The sequence below is a fragment of the Bacillus sp. CZDM1 genome (genome assembly GCF_055502545.1).
In genome coordinates this window covers 23,253-40,581 of record NZ_JBUESO010000006.1, presented here as the reverse complement: position 1 = coordinate 40,581, position 17,329 = coordinate 23,253, and the positions used below count along the sequence as shown (strand labels likewise).

Genomic DNA, 17,329 nt, shown 5'->3' with positions numbered 1-17,329 from the left:
TGTCAAAAAATTTTTAAAGGAGCAGAGATAATGAATATTGTAGCAATAAGTGGTGGTTTGGGTAACCAGATGTTTCAATATGCTCTTTGTATGGCATTTAAACATAGAGGAAAACAAATCAAATTAGATGTATCTAAATATAGTTATTATCAAATACACAATAATTATGAGCTTAATAAAGTTTTTGGCATCAATGGTGATATAGCAACCTTAGATGAGATAAAAAGATACGGATATCGTAGGGATAACCGGATTACAAGATGGATTCAAAAAACGCCCTTATGCAAGAAGAGTGTTTTTATAGAAAAAACAACATCATTTTGTCCTGATGTTCTGGTTCAAGATGAAAAGTATTTGCGTGGATATTGGCAAACTGAAAAGTATTTCCAAGATATAAGAGATGTAATTGCCAAATGTTTCCGATTCCCTAAAATCACTGATAATGAATTACAGAAAATGGCGCAAGAAATTATGACTACTAACTCTGTAAGTTTTCATATAAGAAGAGGAGATTATTTAAATCATCCACTATATAAAGGAATTTGTGATGTTGATTACTATTTGAAAGCGTACGAATATCTTCGTGCAAAGATAGGAGATAGTTTTAAGATATTTGTATTTTCAAATGACTTGGACTGGGTAAAAGATAATATTCATTTCCCAAATATGACTTTTGTTAATATAAACAGCGATGCAAATAGTTTTAGGGATATGCATCTGATGAGCCTTTGCAAACATAATGTAATTGCAAATAGTTCATTTAGTTGGTGGGGAGCGTGGCTTAATAATAATCCTAACAAAATTATTGTTGCTCCTTCAAGATGGACTAATAGTGCTCCAGCAGATTCCATAGATATTCTTCCAGATAGTTGGGTGAGAGTATGAAGAAATGTGGAACAAATGATGGTATTTCTATTATTATCATTACTTTTAATAGAAAAAAGGATTTAGAATATACTTTGAATCTATTAGGGGAGTTAGAATGTTATCACCCATGGGAAGTTATTATTATAGATCAGAACTCAAGCGATGGGACTGATCAACTTTTCGAAACTGATACAAAAAATGTTAAATATGTCCGTCTAACACAAAATTTAGGAGTCGCCGGTGGCAGAAATGTTGGCGTAAAGCATGCTCAATATGAGTATTTGATTTTTATTGATGATGATGCAAATTTCGTTAAAAAAGACTCGTTAAACACAATCTATAATTTGATGAAAACACAGGAAAAGTATGATCTGTTTGCATTCAAGATAACAAATCTAGAAGGTGCTATGTATAACTGGCCTTATGGAAAAAGAAGATTGCAGTGCGTGAATAAGACTTTCGAAGCAAAGTTTTTCATAGGGTGTGGTCATGCTATTAAGAAGTCTATCTTTGAAGAAATTGGTGGATACTCAGATGTTTTGTTTTTCTGGGGAGAGGAAACTGAGCTAATTCTTAAAGTGCTGTCTGGAGGGAAAAAACCAGTGTATTATGATGGTACTATTGAGATTCTACATCGGGTTAAGGGAAATGGACGAAATTCTGACGCTGGTAGATTCTACTATCAAGTTCGTAATAGGCTCTTTATTGTACGTAGCTTGTTTCCAAAAATATTTGTTCCATTTTTTGAGCTTTATTATAGGTTCGGTTATTTTCTAAAGGCCAAAAGAAATGGATGGGAAAATGAATATAAAAAGGGAATCGAAAGCGCATCAGAGATGAGGAGTGAGAATACAAATCGATTACATTTTTCTCACTTAATCAAATATATTTGGATAAGGTGAAATAGTAATGGTTTATGTAGTTATGACTTTCTTTATGACATTATTTGCAGGGATGGCAAATAGATATAACGATAGAAATATAAAAAGGAAGCAAAATCGCATTGGGTTACGAATAACTAAGAAGAAATTAATTTTTAATTTTTTTATGTTTTTATCATTTCTTTTTCCGTTTCTTGTTGCTGGACTAAGATATGATGTAGGTACCGATTATATGGGGTATATACAAAAATATATTCCTAATGTCATGAGTGGTCAATATAGTTATATTGATTTAGAACCTTTATTTGAAGCTTTGATTAAATTTTCGAGTTTTCTAGGTTCTTATCAATGGCTATTTGTTTTTACCCATTTCCTTATTATGTTTTTTTTATATAAACATATTGAGAGGTTATCTCCTAACATAGCACTGAGTGTATTCCTTATCGTAGTAACTGGCTTTTTCAATGGCTCCCTTAATATCATGCGTCAATCGATTGCTGTGGCAATATTTTTATATGCTATACAATTTTTAATTGAAAGAAAAATGCTGAAATATGTAATTGCAATTACATTTGCTTCACTATTTCATACATCATCGTTAATTTTCTTATTATTATATTTTTTGGGTACGGATAAATTTGAATTCAAAAGGAAATTAACATATACAATGGTCGTATTAGTCTTACGCTTATTTTTAGATCAAATTAGGCCAGTTCTCATCGATATATTTCAAAGATTAGATTTCTACCATTCATATTTTGGTAGTGTTTATGATAATTCAGGAAACAATTATATGTATCTCCTATTGAATCTATTTATTTGCCTTTTTGCCATATATATTGAGAAAAAGTATAAAATAATGGATAAAAGTGAGAGAAAATTATTTGATATATTTTATTCAATTCAGTTTATAGCATTAGTCCTAAGTGTACTTGCTCCAATTATTCCGAATACTAATAGAGTAATAATGATGTTCTCAGCAATACAGATTACGTATATACCATTATTATTGTCTAAGGTTAGAAACGGAAAGAACCGTATTCTCTATGGTGCTCTTATTATATTAATCTATTTTATAGTTTATTTGAAAATGTATTATTTTGGAAATGCCGGAGCTACTTTCCCATATAAATCTATTTTTTCTATGTAGATGGTTTATATATTACTTTAATTAGGGAGGAGACGCATGAATGATTGATCCTTTGGTGTCGATAGTTATACCAACATATAATAGAGAAGCTTTAATAGGTTTTTCATTAGATAGTATTCTTGCCCAAACTTATACCAATTTGGAAATAATTGTTGTCGATGATAATTCTAGTGACGATACCGAGCGAGTTGTGAACGAATATATAGAAAAGGATATACGGATTATATACATTAAACATAAAACTAATTTAGGCGGTGGTGGAGCTAGGAATACTGGTATTAAGAACTCGAACGGAGAGTTTATCGCATTTCTAGATAGTGATGATGTCTGGAAATCTGAAAAAATTGAGAGACAATTAGAACTTTTTAGGAATGATTCATCATTAGTAGCGGTATTTTGCAATTATGACATGGTACAGTTTGAGACGGGCCAAGTGGTAGCAATAAATAATAAAGCTTTAAAATGCAAAACCTCTGACATTTATGTTGGTAATTACTTAGGAACAACCTCTTGTTTAATGGCTAAGCGTACTACGTTAATCGATATTGGAATGTTTGATATTGATTTGCGAAGTTGTCAAGACTGGGATATATATATCAGGATTATTAACAGTGGAAAAATAGGATACGTTTCTGAAGTACTTCTGACTCAATATTTTCATGGTACACGCATGAGTAATAATGGTGAAAATGTCATACAAGGTTGTAATCGGATCATTGAGAAAATGCCAAATTATCTTTTGGATGGTAGAATCACTAGCTGGAAAAACAAAATGATTATGTCACGTTTATACTATCGGCTTGGTATGCACTATTTGAAATATAAAAAGAAGAAAGAGGGTAAGGGAGCCCTTAAGCAAGCTTTAAAATATAATATAATTAATTGGCGATGCCTAAAGCTGATTTTGAAAATTTATTTATAAAAATTCGAAGGATAGGAATAGTTTTCATGAAAATAGCTGTGATTACAACATCATACAATCGAAAAGAAAAAACATTGCAGGCGTTTATAAGTCTCAATGTTGGAAGAAACTATGAGTTGGATTTTTATCTTTGTGATGATGCATCAACGGATGGTACTGCTGAAGCAATAAATGAACTTGAATTGAAAGCTTATATCGTAAACGGTACTGGTGATTTATTTTGGAGCAGAGGTATGCACCTTGCTATGCTAAAGGCAGTAGAAAAAGGGTACGATTACTATTTGATGATTAATGATGATGTTGCTTTTTTTGATAAAGCCATTGAAATTATGCTTGATTCTCATCAAAGGGCAAAGCAAGTTTGCGGCATTGTAGGCGCTACTTGTTCAGAAGATAAATTATCAACAACATATAGTGGTAAGATTATTGGAAGTTCCGAATTCATTGATCCTACTGGTGACATTCAAAAATGTGATTTGGCAAACTGGAATTGCTTTTTAATTGATAAAGGTGTTGTTGAGAAAATTGGAATTATAGATAATTATTATGAACATGCCCATGGTGATTATGATTATTCATTAATGATGAAAAGATCAGAAATTCCAATTTATGTCGCAACTGACTTTATAGGTACCTGTGAAAGGAATTCACCCAAAAATACATTCAGGGATAGTAATTTAAGTAGAATTAGTCGGATAAAAAACCTCTTATCAAAAAGAGGTTTACCAATAAGGTCGGGATTATATTATTGTAAGAAAAATTTTCAGAGTCTTGGATTTGGGGGATATAAGTCATTTTTGGGGACATATGCAAAATGCCTTATTTGTATATTAATGAAAAAAGATTTTTAAATAATATTCCTAATAAACTCCAAGACTCTGAGGTGAATTAAAAATGGGTAAACTAAAAAAAATATTTAAAGTATTTAATAGCATTCATAATAAATATGTCTTATATCATGGGGCAAGAACGGGTGAGTTATTAGTAGAAGGTTGTCCGAAAATAAACGGTAAGTTGCATATTGTCAATTTAGGGAAATTGGTATTGGGCGATCGTTTGAGAGTTAATTCGGGAAGTGACTATAATACTATAGGTGGGGATATAAGATGCAATATTCAAATATTCAAAGGTGCCTCCATCACAATTGGGAATAATGTTGGAATGTCTAATTGTACACTCGTAGCAATGAAATCAATATTAATAGGTGATAACGTTAGAATTGGCGGAAGTGTTAAAATTTACGACACCGATTTTCATTCAATAGGCATGGTAAAAAGAATAAGCGATAAGGATGATACTATACAAGTTGGTGAAGTACGGATTTGTGATGGAGCTTTTATAGGTGCTCATTCAATAATTCTTAAAGGAGTAACAATTGGTCGTGAAAGTGTTATTGGAGCAGGTTCGGTTGTCACAAAATCAGTACCTGACTATGAAATTTGGGCCGGTAATCCTGCAAAATTTATTAAAAAGTTGGATAGAGGATAATATTAATGCAGTGGAATAAAAAAAGTATCTCCAAAGAAAAAGACAGCAAGGTAGTTTTACTAAATATCTTTAATTCTTTTGTGGTTAAAGGTGGTTCTTTACTAATCGGTTTATTTACAATGCCAGCATATTTACATTTTTTTAACGATGACGCTATTTTGGGAACCTGGTTTACTATGTTATCGGTACTTTCATGGATAATGTATTTTGACATGGGCATTGGGAATGGACTAAGAAATAAATTAGTTAGCTGTATAAGTTCAAATGATACATTAAAAGGAAAAAAATATATATCTTCTTCCTATATTTTTTTGACTGTAATCTTTATACCAATTGGTATTTCCCTTTGGATATTAGTTGATTTTATTGATTGGAATGATTTCTTTAATATACCGTATAAAAACCTTGACTCACTAACCTTGACAATGGCTGTAAAGATAGTCTATTTAACTATTATTTTACAGTTTATTCTTAGATTAGTAACTTCAATACTTTATGCTATGCAAAAAGCGTATGTACCAAATTTTCTTTCACTCTGTACGAATATTATTTTATTAATATGGGTACTTTTTGCGAATGTTAATGGGAATAATAATGATATTGTCGCACTTTCCAAGACCTATCTATTTGCAGTAAATATACCTTTAATTGTTGCTACATTATGGGTGTTTTTGGGGCCGCTGAAAAACATGAAGCCGAATATTCATTATTTTGATAAGGTTTGTACAATCGAAACATTTAAGATAGGTAGTGCCTTTTTGGGATTGCAAATTTTAGGTATGCTTGTAGGATCTTCTTTTGTTGTGTATCTAATTACTATGTTAGTAGGGCCTGATAGCGTCGTTGAATACAATATCTATAATAAAATATATTTTCAAGTATATATGGTCTTTATGATAATTATGACTCCAATTTGGTCATCAGCTACCAAGGCAAAAAATGATGGAAACTTCAAATGGCTTAGTAAGTTAATTAAAAAATTGAGATTAGTATTATTATTAATGTTTATTTCTCAATTTGGACTATTGCTTATAATGCAGCCGGTATTTGATTTCTGGTTAGGTGATCAATCTATTGTAGCAAGTATACCAATCCAAATAGTATTTATAATTAATATTGGTGTAATGATGATGTATGCTTTGAATGCCCAGATATGTAATGGATTAAATGAATTGAGAGTACAATACGTATCAATGATAATTGCTGTAGCTTTGTTGGTTTCTTTATCATATGTATTTACAAGAATAATCAGCCATTATTCCATGGTTTTAGTTGCGCAGACAATTGCAATGATTCCATATTGTGTCTTCCAGACAATATGGTTAAACAAGTATATAAGAACAAATTCTAAAGTTGGTTAAGTTTAATGAAGACTAATTTGCAATTAATTATTTTATAATTGATAATTGCTTTTCTCTCAATACTACTCTTTTAATTTAGGGGAAATAGCTTGGAATAGCCATGATATTTCCCTTTATATTCTGTGATACAATTAGGTTGGGTATGATTACAGTAAAAGTATAGTCAAAACTATACAATCAAATATGAACAATATGCATGTAGTCCGTTACTTGAAAGTATTCAATGACTTTTGTTTTTACAAAGGGAATACTATCAAAGGGTAAGCCGAATTAATATCTTCAGTTTGATTACCGAAGTTAGACATAATTATTCATAATAAAATTGAAGACGGGATAGAAAGTGGGAAACGTATACTAAAACACGAATAACTGTTCACTAAGTATTTTGAAATGAAAAGCACAACCAATCCGAGGTCTAAAGGTAACAGCGAACTAGAAATATGGCTATCATGCATCTAATTATAATGAATAAAAGAATACAAACGTGGTACTGGTAAATACATGTTTACTAGAAAAAGCATTTGGAAATCTAAAAAAACTTAAGGTTCCGATTGATGAAGATTTTTTCGAAATAAAGTCTGGAACTGAAACTGTTATTGTAATTATGGCATTAATCACTATCTATCATAATAAGATGGGTAGATAGTCAATATATTATTAAAATAACTATGCAAAAGCTTTTGTACGAACTTAATATGGTATAACTTCTTGAAAGACGAGACAGGGAATTACTAGTGGGTTTGATAAATAAGTGTCAAATAGAACTTATAAAAGATAAGTGAAAATTCCCCCTCTCATAATCTTGGTGCATGTCACTACTCGTTTTTTGTCAAAATTGTAGAATAGTAGGATTTTTGTTCGAGGAAGGCATCACGCTATAAATAGAAAAGAGTCAACCGGTTTTGTATTGGTTGATTATTTCCATTTGTACACTTCATTAGAGTTTCATATACTTTTTATCTGAAGTTTATAAATAAAGAGGATAAAGGCGTTGTTCTTAAGTTTGATGCCTTCCTTTTAACATTGACTGTCTCCTGTGACTGTAACCATTGTTCATGATGATAGTGATACATTTAATTTTAGTTCAATCATTAGGTTCGCATGAAGGAACAAATTGGGTTTATTAGGAAGGGCTGAAATATAGTATTATTATAGTGGTTAAGTACTTAACCAAGCATCAAGGTGCATTAAATAAGAAATATTAATATAGTGAAGGTGTGAAAAAATGAAAATTGCTGTTGCTGGAACTGGGTATGTTGGCTTAGTTACGGGAGTTTGTCTGGCGGAACATAAGCATTCTGTTACTTGTGTAGATATAGATGATAAAAAAGTTGCTTTAATGAAGGCAGGGATTTCCCCTATTTATGAACCAGGCCTTGAAGAATTACTTGCTAAAAATATAGAAAGATTGAATTTTACAAGAGAGTATAAAGAAGCATATAAAGATGCAGATGTTATTTTCATAGGGGTTGGAACACCAGAAAAACAGGATGGTTCGGCTAATTTAAGTTATGTTTATGGCGTAGCTGAACAAATTGCAAGAAGTATTGAGAAAGATTGTGTCGTCGTTGTTAAATCAACCGTACCAATAGGTACAAATGACAAGATTGAAGAAATGATTAAATCCAGGTTGGTACATGATGTAAATGTATATGTAGCTTCTAATCCTGAGTTTTTGGCACAAGGTACTGCCGTAAAAGATACACTGCATGCTTCACGAATTGTTATAGGTGTCGAAGATTCATATGCAGGTGGAGTTTTGCAAGAGGTTTATAAAGATTTTGATGCACCGATTGTGGTTACAAATAGGAAAAGTGCCGAGATGATCAAATATGCATCCAATGATTTTTTAGCTCTTAAAATATCATTTATTAATGAAATAGCTAACCTCTGTGAAATAATTGGGGCTGATATAGAAGATGTTGCTCATGGAATGGGATATGACAGCCGTATTGGAAATCGTTTCTTAAATGCAGGCATAGGTTACGGCGGTTCTTGTTTTCCTAAAGATACAAAAGCGCTTCACTGGCTAGCAAACTTCCATGATAATGAATTAAAGACTATTAAGGCTGCTATTGATGTGAATGAAAATCAAAAGCTTAAATTGATAAAAAAATCTCGTAAGTATTTTGATAGTTTCAAAGGGTTGAATGTAGCTGTTCTAGGTTTAACTTTCAAACCAGGAACTGACGATTTAAGGGAAGCACCTACACTCGTGAATATCCCAATTATGCTTGAGGATGGCGCTAATATAAAAGCATGGGATCCTGTAGGTGTAGATAACTTTAAGAAAATATATCCCGATGAAATTACTTACTGTAATTCGATTGAAGATACAATTAAGGATGCAGATGTGTGCTTTATCTTTACTGAATGGGATGAAGTCAAAGAATTTGACTTAACAAAATACAATAAACTAATGAGAACACCAATAATACTTGATGGAAGAAACTGTTATGATCTAGTAAGTGTAAAAAAGGCAAACCTGACATATGATTCCATTGGTAGAGAAACTATAAATAATTTTGAATACTCTCTTGCATAGTATATTAGCAAATTTAAGTATTATAAACCGAATCAGGTCCAAGTGGCCTGTTTTTTTTATGGAGGGATAGTATGAAGCTTGTATTATTATCCGGAGGATCGGGTAAGAGACTATGGCCATTATCAAATGATACAAGATCAAAACAATTTTTAAAAGTGTTAGAGAGTAAGAATGAAGAAAAGCAATCAATGGTGCAGCGTGTATGGGGTCAACTGGAAACAGTGGGTCTAGCTGCTTCTTCTGTCATTGCAACTTCTAAAATGCAAAGAGATATGATTCATAGACAATTAGGGATGGATATACCTCTAATCATAGAGCCAGAACGTCGAGATACCTTCCCTGCCATTGCATTAGCTGCTTCTTATTTGTATTCTATTCAAAATGTATCAGAAGATGAAGTAGTTGTGGTATTACCAGTTGATCCTTATGTGGAGGATGGCTTTTTTGAAAAAGTAAAAGAAATCGAGAGTGTTTTACTAGATTCTAAAGCAGATTTGGCATTAGTCGGTGTGAAACCAACTTATCCATCTGCTAAATATGGATACATTGTTCCAAAGGATCATGTAATAGGAGATTCATATTTTACTGTGAATCATTTTACCGAGAAACCAAGTGAAGAAAAAGCTCAAACTCTTATTGAATTGAATGCACTTTGGAACTGTGGAGTATTTGCTTTTAAATTAAAGTACTTACTAGATATTTTGCTAGAAAAAGGTTTGCCTCTTCATTATGATAAACTTTCACTTCAGTATACAGATCTTCCTAAAATCAGTTTTGATTATGAAGTAGTAGAGAAGGCGAATCATATTGTGGCACTTCCTTATGATGGCTATTGGAAGGATCTTGGAACGTGGAATACGTTAACAGAGGAAATGGCAACTTCTCAAATTGGAAAAGGTATTATCAGTGATGATACCCAAAATACCCATTTGATAAATGAACTTGATATTCCTGTTACAGTCCTAGGAGTAAAAGATATTGTTGTTGCTGCAAGTCCAGACGGAATCCTAGTTGCAGATAAGGCTTCTAGTCCGAGAATTAAGGAATTAATAAGTGCATTTGAACACCCTCCAATGTATGAAGAGCGGATCTGGGGCTGGTCTCGTGTACTTGATTATGCAAAATATGATGACGGAAACGAAATGGTAACCAAACGAATTTGTATCCATGAAGGAAAGAATTCAAGCTATCATTACCATAATTTACGTGATGAAGTTTGGACAATTGTCCGTGGAGAAGGCGAATTAGCCTTGGATGACTATATAACACGAGTAAAAGCGGGGGATATCGTTCACCTTCCTGCGGGCAAGAAACATGGTATTAAAGCATTTTCTGAGTTGGAATTTGTTGAAGTCCAAACAGGTATCGGTATTAGTGACGAAGACTTTACTCGTTTGTATTTTGAATGGGAGGATGTCATTAACCACTTCCAAAAATCAAAAGCAAAAGTTATTCTATAATAGTTAGGGGAGAGAACTACGGTTCTTTCCCCACTTTTTTGTATGGAGGTGGAGAATAGTGAAAACCATTGCCTATTATATCTCTGATTATGGATATGGGCATGCTTCACGGAGTATTGCGATCATTAGGAAACTTCTTGAAGAACCTAAAGTAAAAATCATTGTCTGCCATTCCTATGCACTTTCTTTTATTAAGGAATCTCTAAATTCAACCCGTGTAAGTTATAGAAACATTAAGACAGATATAGGATACTTTCTAGAAAATGATTCAATCCATCCTGATAAAGTTCTATTACTCAAGGAGTATAAAAACTTCGAGGCAGATTGGGGAAAACATAGTGAACAAGAAAGAGAGTTCTTGAGACTTCATCATGTCGATTTAGTTATTTCGGATATTTCACCATTACCTTTTGAACCTGCTAAAAGTTTAGGCATTCCTTCTGTTGGTATATCAAACTTTACCTGGTTTACCGCCTATCATGGATTAATAGACAATAGTGAGTTAATCACCTATAAAGAAGCCTATGAAAATATGACATACTTTTACTCCTTATCGGGCAGTCAGGAACATTGGGGTATGAATTCGAATGAATACGGATTCTTTTCAAGAGATATAGATATACAAGAAGTTCAGAGAATTAGAAACTCTGTTGATCCTGAAGGAAATATGAAAGTTATTTTCCTTGGCCTTGGGATGAAAATTGATGCAGGTTCACTTGAACCATTACCGATTTGGGACAGCACCAATTGTATATTTCTTGTATCTTCCAATGTCCATGTAGACCGTCAGAATGTCTATCAAATACCCGCAGATTATTTAGAATCTCAAAATTATATTGCAGCTGCTGATTTAGTGATCTCGAAAGCTGGATGGGGAATGATGGGTGAAGCAGTCAGTGCAAATGTCCCTTTGTTAATTCTGAATCGACCGACAATGAAAGAAGACCAAAATACCATTCAATATTTAAAACACCAACAACTCTGTGAGCTAATGGAGTGGGGAGAATTTAAAACGTATCAGATTGATTTATCAATGTTTGATCAATTGAAAGCTAAGGCAAAAAGGATTGAAACCATTCACCATAATCAAGCTGAAAAAATAGCTAATGATTTAATAAGTCTGATATGATCAGTAGTCTTTTCTACAAACATTGTTAAAGGACCATGGGTGTTGATATGTAAAGGAGTTTAGTTTATGGGTAAAAGAAAATGGTGGATACTTGCTGCCATTACCTGGATGGCAGCCATATTCATCGTTACCCAATTGCCGTACTTCACAGGGAAGAATACCGCAAAGGTAATTGAAAAAGCAGTTGTAACGGAACAAAATGCAGTTAACAACACAATTGTTACCAGTGCTGAGAATATCAATGAGCTAAATCTCATCGTTCGAAAGGTCACACATGTTATGGTCTTTGGAATTCTCTCAGTCTTACTGTTTAAGTCCCTTGAAACCTTTCGTTTTGGCTATATCCTTTCATGGATTCTTACCGTTCTTTATGCACTATCAGATGAATGGCACCAATCCTTTATGCCTGGGAGAGTTGCTGCATTTAGGGATGTATTAATTGATTCCTTGGGCGCATTTATTGCTTTATTTCTACTATATTTAATTACCAAAAAGAGGAAATGTAAAGTGAGTAAGGAAAAAGTCTCTTAAATTTCTACAATAATTTACATTAACTACTACTTTGGATTGAGAAATCTAGCAAAATATGTTATTTTTATAGAAACTATAAAAATATTGAGGGTGGAAAAATTGAATTTAAAAGCAACGTTGAAAAGGGGTTCTGTTATCGCAGCACTAAGCCTGAGCTTGTCTGCATTTGCTGCACTTCCAGGAAATGATGTTCTTGCAGCAGGTAACAGCAATCCCCAGGCACAAAAATTAGTAGATTCATTAAAGGCGTTAAATATTGCTGAAGTAGATTATTTATACGCTTATCTACAATCTGTTAATTTAAGTGATGCTGAGTATCAAGGAATTCTTGCTAATACGCAAACCGTTAGTCAAATTTTAAAGGGTGCAGCCAATCCGGAAGATCTTCCTAATGCACAGAAAGTAGAAGTTGCACGCTTATTCCTAGAGAGCGTTAAGTTAGCACACCTTCAAGCAGCCATTACGGACGAGCAGGGCAATCCGATTGATATCACAACCTATAAGGCTGGATCATCTACGTTAGTGATTCAGTTAAAGGATCTAAAAGGAAACGTACTAGCAATAGTCGATCCGAAGAAAGAAGATTTAACCATTAGTGCCATTCAAGCAAAAATGAACGCATTAAAAGGTGCCGTTCAAGCTAAAAAACAACTAGATAAAGCTGGAACCTTCGTTCCAATGCCAAATGCTCCACTTCCTAACACAGACAGCAACACCGTAGATTACATGGCTTTAGGCGGATTATTAATCCTACTAGGCGGAATTGCGATTGTACCAGCAGCACGCTTGGTACGCAAATCCGAAATTGAAGCTTAATCGAACATGGAAAAGGTAAGAAAAAAGAAGCGCAAAAAGACGTGGGTTCAGAAGTGGAAATGGGTACTTCTTAGCATCCCTGTCGCGCTTATCCTAGTTGGTGTTGGAATTGTAGCCTTTTTTGGATGGGATTTATCAAAACAGACCGTCTTGTTAGCGCACGAAGTGGTTGATGAATACGAACCAGAATTACCTGATCAGACGTTTGACCAGCCTTGGCCTAAACTGCCGGACCCAGGTTCATCTATTGGTGAACTACAATTTACCTCCATTGACTTAACTGTTCCTGTTGTCCAAGGTACACACGACAATGAGTTGAAAAAAGGTGCAGGCCATTTCGCTGGCAGTGCCCTGCCTGGTCAAGGTGGAAATGTCATCTTAAGCGGACACCGGGATACGGTATTCAGGAAGCTAGAAAACCTAAAACTAGGTGAACAACTGACCTTTGATACGCCATATGGGGAATTCGTTTACGAAGCCATTGACTTTAAAATTGTCCCTGCAGACGACATGACCGTCATGGTGCCAACCGATTACGAAACCCTTACCCTAACAACCTGCTACCCATTTGACTTCATAGGGGACGCACCTGACCGGTATATTGTTTATACAAAGTTGGTTTCTAGTCCTATTATTGCTAGTAACTAAAAGAAGCAGCCTGATGAATTATTTATCAGGCTGCTTTATTGTTTTTGATAAATACCACTACCTTTAGTGGTGTATTTCAAAACTAACACCTGCGTTGTTAGTTGAATACCGGTGACTGTGGGGAGATTCCGAAAATAGACGATATTATTCTGATTTGGGGTATTAAGAATAGTTAATTGTAGAATTTAGACAATCTAAAAATTTTGTCGAATTATAGCACATTTTATCTGTTTTTGTATTTTTATTATTTTTAAATGGGTAATTGGTCTATTACCTGCAAGTAATTAATGATATATTTAACTGGTAAATACATAGTTCGTACGAAAGGGCAAATCCATTGAAAGATGGTGGCGCAAAACTATAGGGGCTAAGGTTTCGTGAAACTAGGCCAGCCAGATGCCGAATATGATCACCTTCCTACGAATTATAAAACACTATTAGGAGGTAATAATATGTTTATATTTCTTGCAGGTCTATTCGTCGGTTCCTTTTCAGTGCTCTTAATCATGAGCCTTATGGTTGCAGCAAAAAAGGGAGACCACCAGTTAGAAATGTTTCGGGATGAAAGGGCTTACCAAAACTAAGTGCCACGGTCACCAAACGTATTTCATTATTGTTTCACAAATTGGAAATTGTCCAATGGCTATGGTGCCTGTCACCATAGCCATCAAGCTAAGCGAATAACTTTCAATTTTACCAAAATGGACCTATTCTTTCTTTGAAACCTAAAGAAAGGTAGGTCTTTATTATGTTAAATCGTAAACTGAGAGTGGAAGAGGATTTTCAACTAATTTCCGACGAGTTGACCAAGATTTTTAGCCCTAATTTCCTCAATGATTTGGCTAGAAAAGATTTGTTTCTTCAGAGGTCCAGCAAATTCAAACCTAAGGATTTTATTGCACTTTGCGGGTTTCTGAATCATCAGTCAGGAAAAAAGTCGTTAACCCAATTATGTGGTGTTTTAGCCTCCGAAAGAAACATTTCCCTTAGTACAGAAGGGTTAAACCAACGATTTTGCGCAGCCGGAGTAAATTTATTGAAGGATGTTTTTTCTTCACTCATTTCAAAACAGCTCTTATCCGATCTTCTCCCAAGTCTTCGTCATCCAAAAATTGGCCGAATCCGAATATTGGATTCCACTTCCTTTGAACTGGCCACAGTCTATCAGGAAAAATACTTCGGATATCACAAATCAGGTGTCAGGATTCAACTGGAGTACGAGCTGCTTAAGGGGGAACTTTTGCATCTTGTTGTACAAGATCAGTTGGATAGTGATCACGTTTTTGCAGAAGAGATTATGAGTACCATCCAAAAGTTTGATTTGATTATTCGTGATTTAGGATATTTTTCTTATAAAACCCTGAGATCGATTAGTGAAGCAGAAGCCTATTATATTTCAAGGGCGACAACGAAAATACTTGCTTATGTCAAGGATGGAATGGAGAATTTCGTCAGATTAGACATAGAAAAAATAATGGAAGAGATGGAGATTGGTGAGACAAGAGAAATAGAAAATATCTATGCAGGGAAGGGAAAGCTGAAAATCCCACGGCTCATTTTGTGTAAATTAACGGATGAACAGACGGAAAAGAGGTTAAAAAAGAGGAAAAGAAAAGAAATAAAAAATGGTGTGAAATTTTCACACCAAACCAAAAAGCTCTCAGGATTGAACATGTTCATAACTAATATACCATATAATGTAATTTCAAAGAAAAAAATACAACCTCTATATTCTCTCAGATGGCAAATAGAAATTTTATTTAAGGCATGGAAATCGATATACGATATAAATAAAGTAAAGAAAATGAAAGTAGAACGATTCGAATGCCATCTTTATGGGACCCTTATATCACTACTTATCACATCTACTTTAGCATTTAAAATTCGAGAACTTCTTTACTTAAAAAAGGAGAAAGAAATAAGCGAATTTAAGGCCTTCTCCATCATAAAGGAATTCCTCGCCACACTTTACCAGGCGTTAATGGAAGGAGGTGAGGCTCTTTTAGCCAATATAGAGGTTATGTTTGAACAGGTAGAAAAAAACGGACAAAAAGCGAAACGACGGAAGAAAAGGACCCCTTTTGAGATCCTTCTTGGCGTGTTCGAAAAAGGCAATATGAAAGCTGCTTAAGCGATTTTGTGAACATAAATATTAAAAAAAAGCCTAGTTTTGAAGGCTTATTAAAGTATGCACTTTTTTAGAATGTAATTTAGCAGCGAATTAGGAATCACAAGAGTAGACAAAATTCCCGCTATTGTCGAAAAATTCGCTTGATGGCTATGGTGCCTGTCACTCCCCGATTTTTGTCGAGGATTGATAGGTTATTAGATAGAAAATGGTAGAATAGAGTTGCAGGGAGAAGTGTTACCAACACTTCTCTTTTTTAGTGGGCGGACTATGGGGACGGTTCTCGCGGTTCTGATATGATAGTTCTGTAAGGTATATGGGTAATTTCAAACTACTTCAACTAGGATAAATTCTTTTTATCTATGAGATAAGCATGTACAAGAGCAAGACAACAGAAATAACGTCATCTTTAGAATCGGCACTTAAATTTTGGGGTCAGACCCCAACTCAAGTTAATAGAAACTGATGTTTTATTCCATTATAGGGCGCGATTGTGGTATAACACCGAGTGATAAAAAAATAAATGCATATTATTCCCTCCTCGTAAATTTGTCACTATTGGACAAAATATATTATGGGACAGTGATGCTAAAACAATAGCACTTCCCTATAAAAACAAGGAAATTCTTTCCTACTATAAGGGAAGTTCGGCTTTTGTTTATGATGAGGGTTACCAAATATTTCTGTTTTTTGTAATTAATCTGTTTCTTTCACATTGGTTGTCTGTCTCCTATAAGACACAGTGTATTCTTAAGGTACAATAGCCATATGATAGAAGAATCTTTTATTCCTTTAAGTACACATCTCCATATTAGTTAACCCCAAATTTAATAAATCGGAGGTATGAATGTGTTGAAAAACAAATTAAAAAAATTAATAAATGATCCAAAAGTACAAAAAATAGTAAAAGAAAAGGTAATTCCTTTTGTGAAAAAAGAAATTGAAAAGAGAAAAACAAATAAATCGTAATCCTTAAAAAAGTCAATGCGACATAAGCAGTCATTTTGACTTTTTTTATTTGCTGGATGTTAAAAGGTATCCTAAAAATTCGTTCATATAGACAAAAAAATATCCCCGTTTTTAGTAGATATATAGGGTATCAATAAGGAAATGAATTACTTTTAATCCCTAAGGAGCTATAACGATATCGAATACGTAGATCGTAGAGATGGTTTTTTAAAAGGGGTGGAAGCTATATTTTTGATTCTCTCATAAATGTATACAGAGATTATTCCAATGGCTAAATCAGAACATTATTGTAGTAGCTTATACAAGAATCGGGCGCTTTTCCTGAGTAAAGAAAGCGTCCTTTTTTTGTGTTTCAAGGTTCTCATAGTTTGGTAATTTTTTTGAAAAAATAAATTCAAATCCAAAAAGAGGAATCCATTTTGATCAATCTTTTT

15 protein-coding genes and 1 riboswitch are annotated in these 17,329 nt (G+C 33.7%); all 15 genes read left to right on the top strand.

The window, feature by feature from the left end; genetic code table 11:
* Positions 1-9: 9 nt before the first annotated feature.
* The 15 genes from ACY3XC_RS15050 (at position 10) to ACY3XC_RS14980 (ending at position 15,929) form a co-directional block, all read left to right on the top strand.
* A complete protein-coding gene (locus tag ACY3XC_RS15050) occupies positions 10-885 on the top strand; it encodes an alpha-1,2-fucosyltransferase (protein ID WP_464869524.1) in 876 nt (291 codons plus the stop codon).
* Positions 882-1,769: a glycosyltransferase family 2 protein gene (locus ACY3XC_RS15045; protein ID WP_464869289.1), complete on the top strand. Its 888-nt coding sequence runs from the start codon at positions 882-884 to the stop codon at positions 1,767-1,769. The genes ACY3XC_RS15050 and ACY3XC_RS15045 overlap by 4 nt, the downstream gene beginning before the upstream one ends.
* Before the next feature lie 7 nt (positions 1,770-1,776).
* Positions 1,777-2,898 (top strand): EpsG family protein, encoded by a 1,122-nt coding sequence (locus tag ACY3XC_RS15040; protein ID WP_464869288.1) that lies wholly within the window; start codon positions 1,777-1,779, stop codon positions 2,896-2,898.
* A 40-nt stretch (positions 2,899-2,938) separates the two neighbouring features.
* Complete coding sequence (locus tag ACY3XC_RS15035; RefSeq protein ID WP_464869287.1) at positions 2,939-3,820, top strand: glycosyltransferase family 2 protein; 882 nt, start codon at positions 2,939-2,941, stop codon at positions 3,818-3,820.
* Between the two features lie 26 nt (positions 3,821-3,846).
* A complete protein-coding gene (locus tag ACY3XC_RS15030) occupies positions 3,847-4,671 on the top strand; it encodes a glycosyltransferase family 2 protein (protein WP_464869286.1) in 825 nt (274 codons plus the stop codon).
* A gap of 43 nt (positions 4,672-4,714) precedes the next feature.
* Positions 4,715-5,308, top strand: coding sequence for an acyltransferase (locus ACY3XC_RS15025; RefSeq protein WP_464869285.1), 594 nt, complete (start codon positions 4,715-4,717; stop codon positions 5,306-5,308).
* Positions 5,309-5,313: 5 nt separating this feature from the next.
* Positions 5,314-6,669, top strand: coding sequence for a lipopolysaccharide biosynthesis protein (locus ACY3XC_RS15020; protein ID WP_464869284.1), 1,356 nt, complete (start codon positions 5,314-5,316; stop codon positions 6,667-6,669).
* Between the two features lie 1,225 nt (positions 6,670-7,894).
* Positions 7,895-9,214, top strand: coding sequence for a UDP-glucose dehydrogenase family protein (locus ACY3XC_RS15015; RefSeq protein WP_464869283.1), 1,320 nt, complete (start codon positions 7,895-7,897; stop codon positions 9,212-9,214).
* Between the two features lie 71 nt (positions 9,215-9,285).
* Entirely contained in the window at positions 9,286-10,674 is a 1,389-nt protein-coding gene (locus ACY3XC_RS15010; RefSeq protein ID WP_464869282.1) for a sugar phosphate nucleotidyltransferase, read from the top strand.
* Between the two features lie 58 nt (positions 10,675-10,732).
* Entirely contained in the window at positions 10,733-11,803 is a 1,071-nt protein-coding gene (locus tag ACY3XC_RS15005) for a glycosyltransferase family protein (protein ID WP_464869281.1), read from the top strand.
* Between the two features lie 66 nt (positions 11,804-11,869).
* Positions 11,870-12,334 (top strand): VanZ family protein, encoded by a 465-nt coding sequence (locus ACY3XC_RS15000; RefSeq protein ID WP_464869280.1) that lies wholly within the window; start codon positions 11,870-11,872, stop codon positions 12,332-12,334.
* Positions 12,335-12,433: 99 nt separating this feature from the next.
* Positions 12,434-13,150 (top strand): cell wall anchor protein, encoded by a 717-nt coding sequence (locus ACY3XC_RS14995; RefSeq protein WP_464869279.1) that lies wholly within the window; start codon positions 12,434-12,436, stop codon positions 13,148-13,150.
* A gap of 6 nt (positions 13,151-13,156) precedes the next feature.
* A complete protein-coding gene (locus tag ACY3XC_RS14990) occupies positions 13,157-13,798 on the top strand; it encodes a class D sortase (RefSeq protein WP_464869278.1) in 642 nt (213 codons plus the stop codon).
* Between the two features lie 317 nt (positions 13,799-14,115).
* A riboswitch (cyclic di-GMP riboswitch) is annotated at positions 14,116-14,202 on the top strand.
* The gene (locus tag ACY3XC_RS14985) at positions 14,176-14,382 is read left to right on the top strand and encodes a hypothetical protein (RefSeq protein WP_464869277.1); all 207 of its coding nucleotides are present in this window, start codon (positions 14,176-14,178) and stop codon (positions 14,380-14,382) included. Its footprint overlaps the riboswitch before it by 27 nt.
* A gap of 164 nt (positions 14,383-14,546) precedes the next feature.
* Positions 14,547-15,929 (top strand): IS4 family transposase, encoded by a 1,383-nt coding sequence (locus tag ACY3XC_RS14980; RefSeq protein WP_464869276.1) that lies wholly within the window; start codon positions 14,547-14,549, stop codon positions 15,927-15,929.
* Positions 15,930-17,329 lie beyond the last annotated feature (1,400 nt).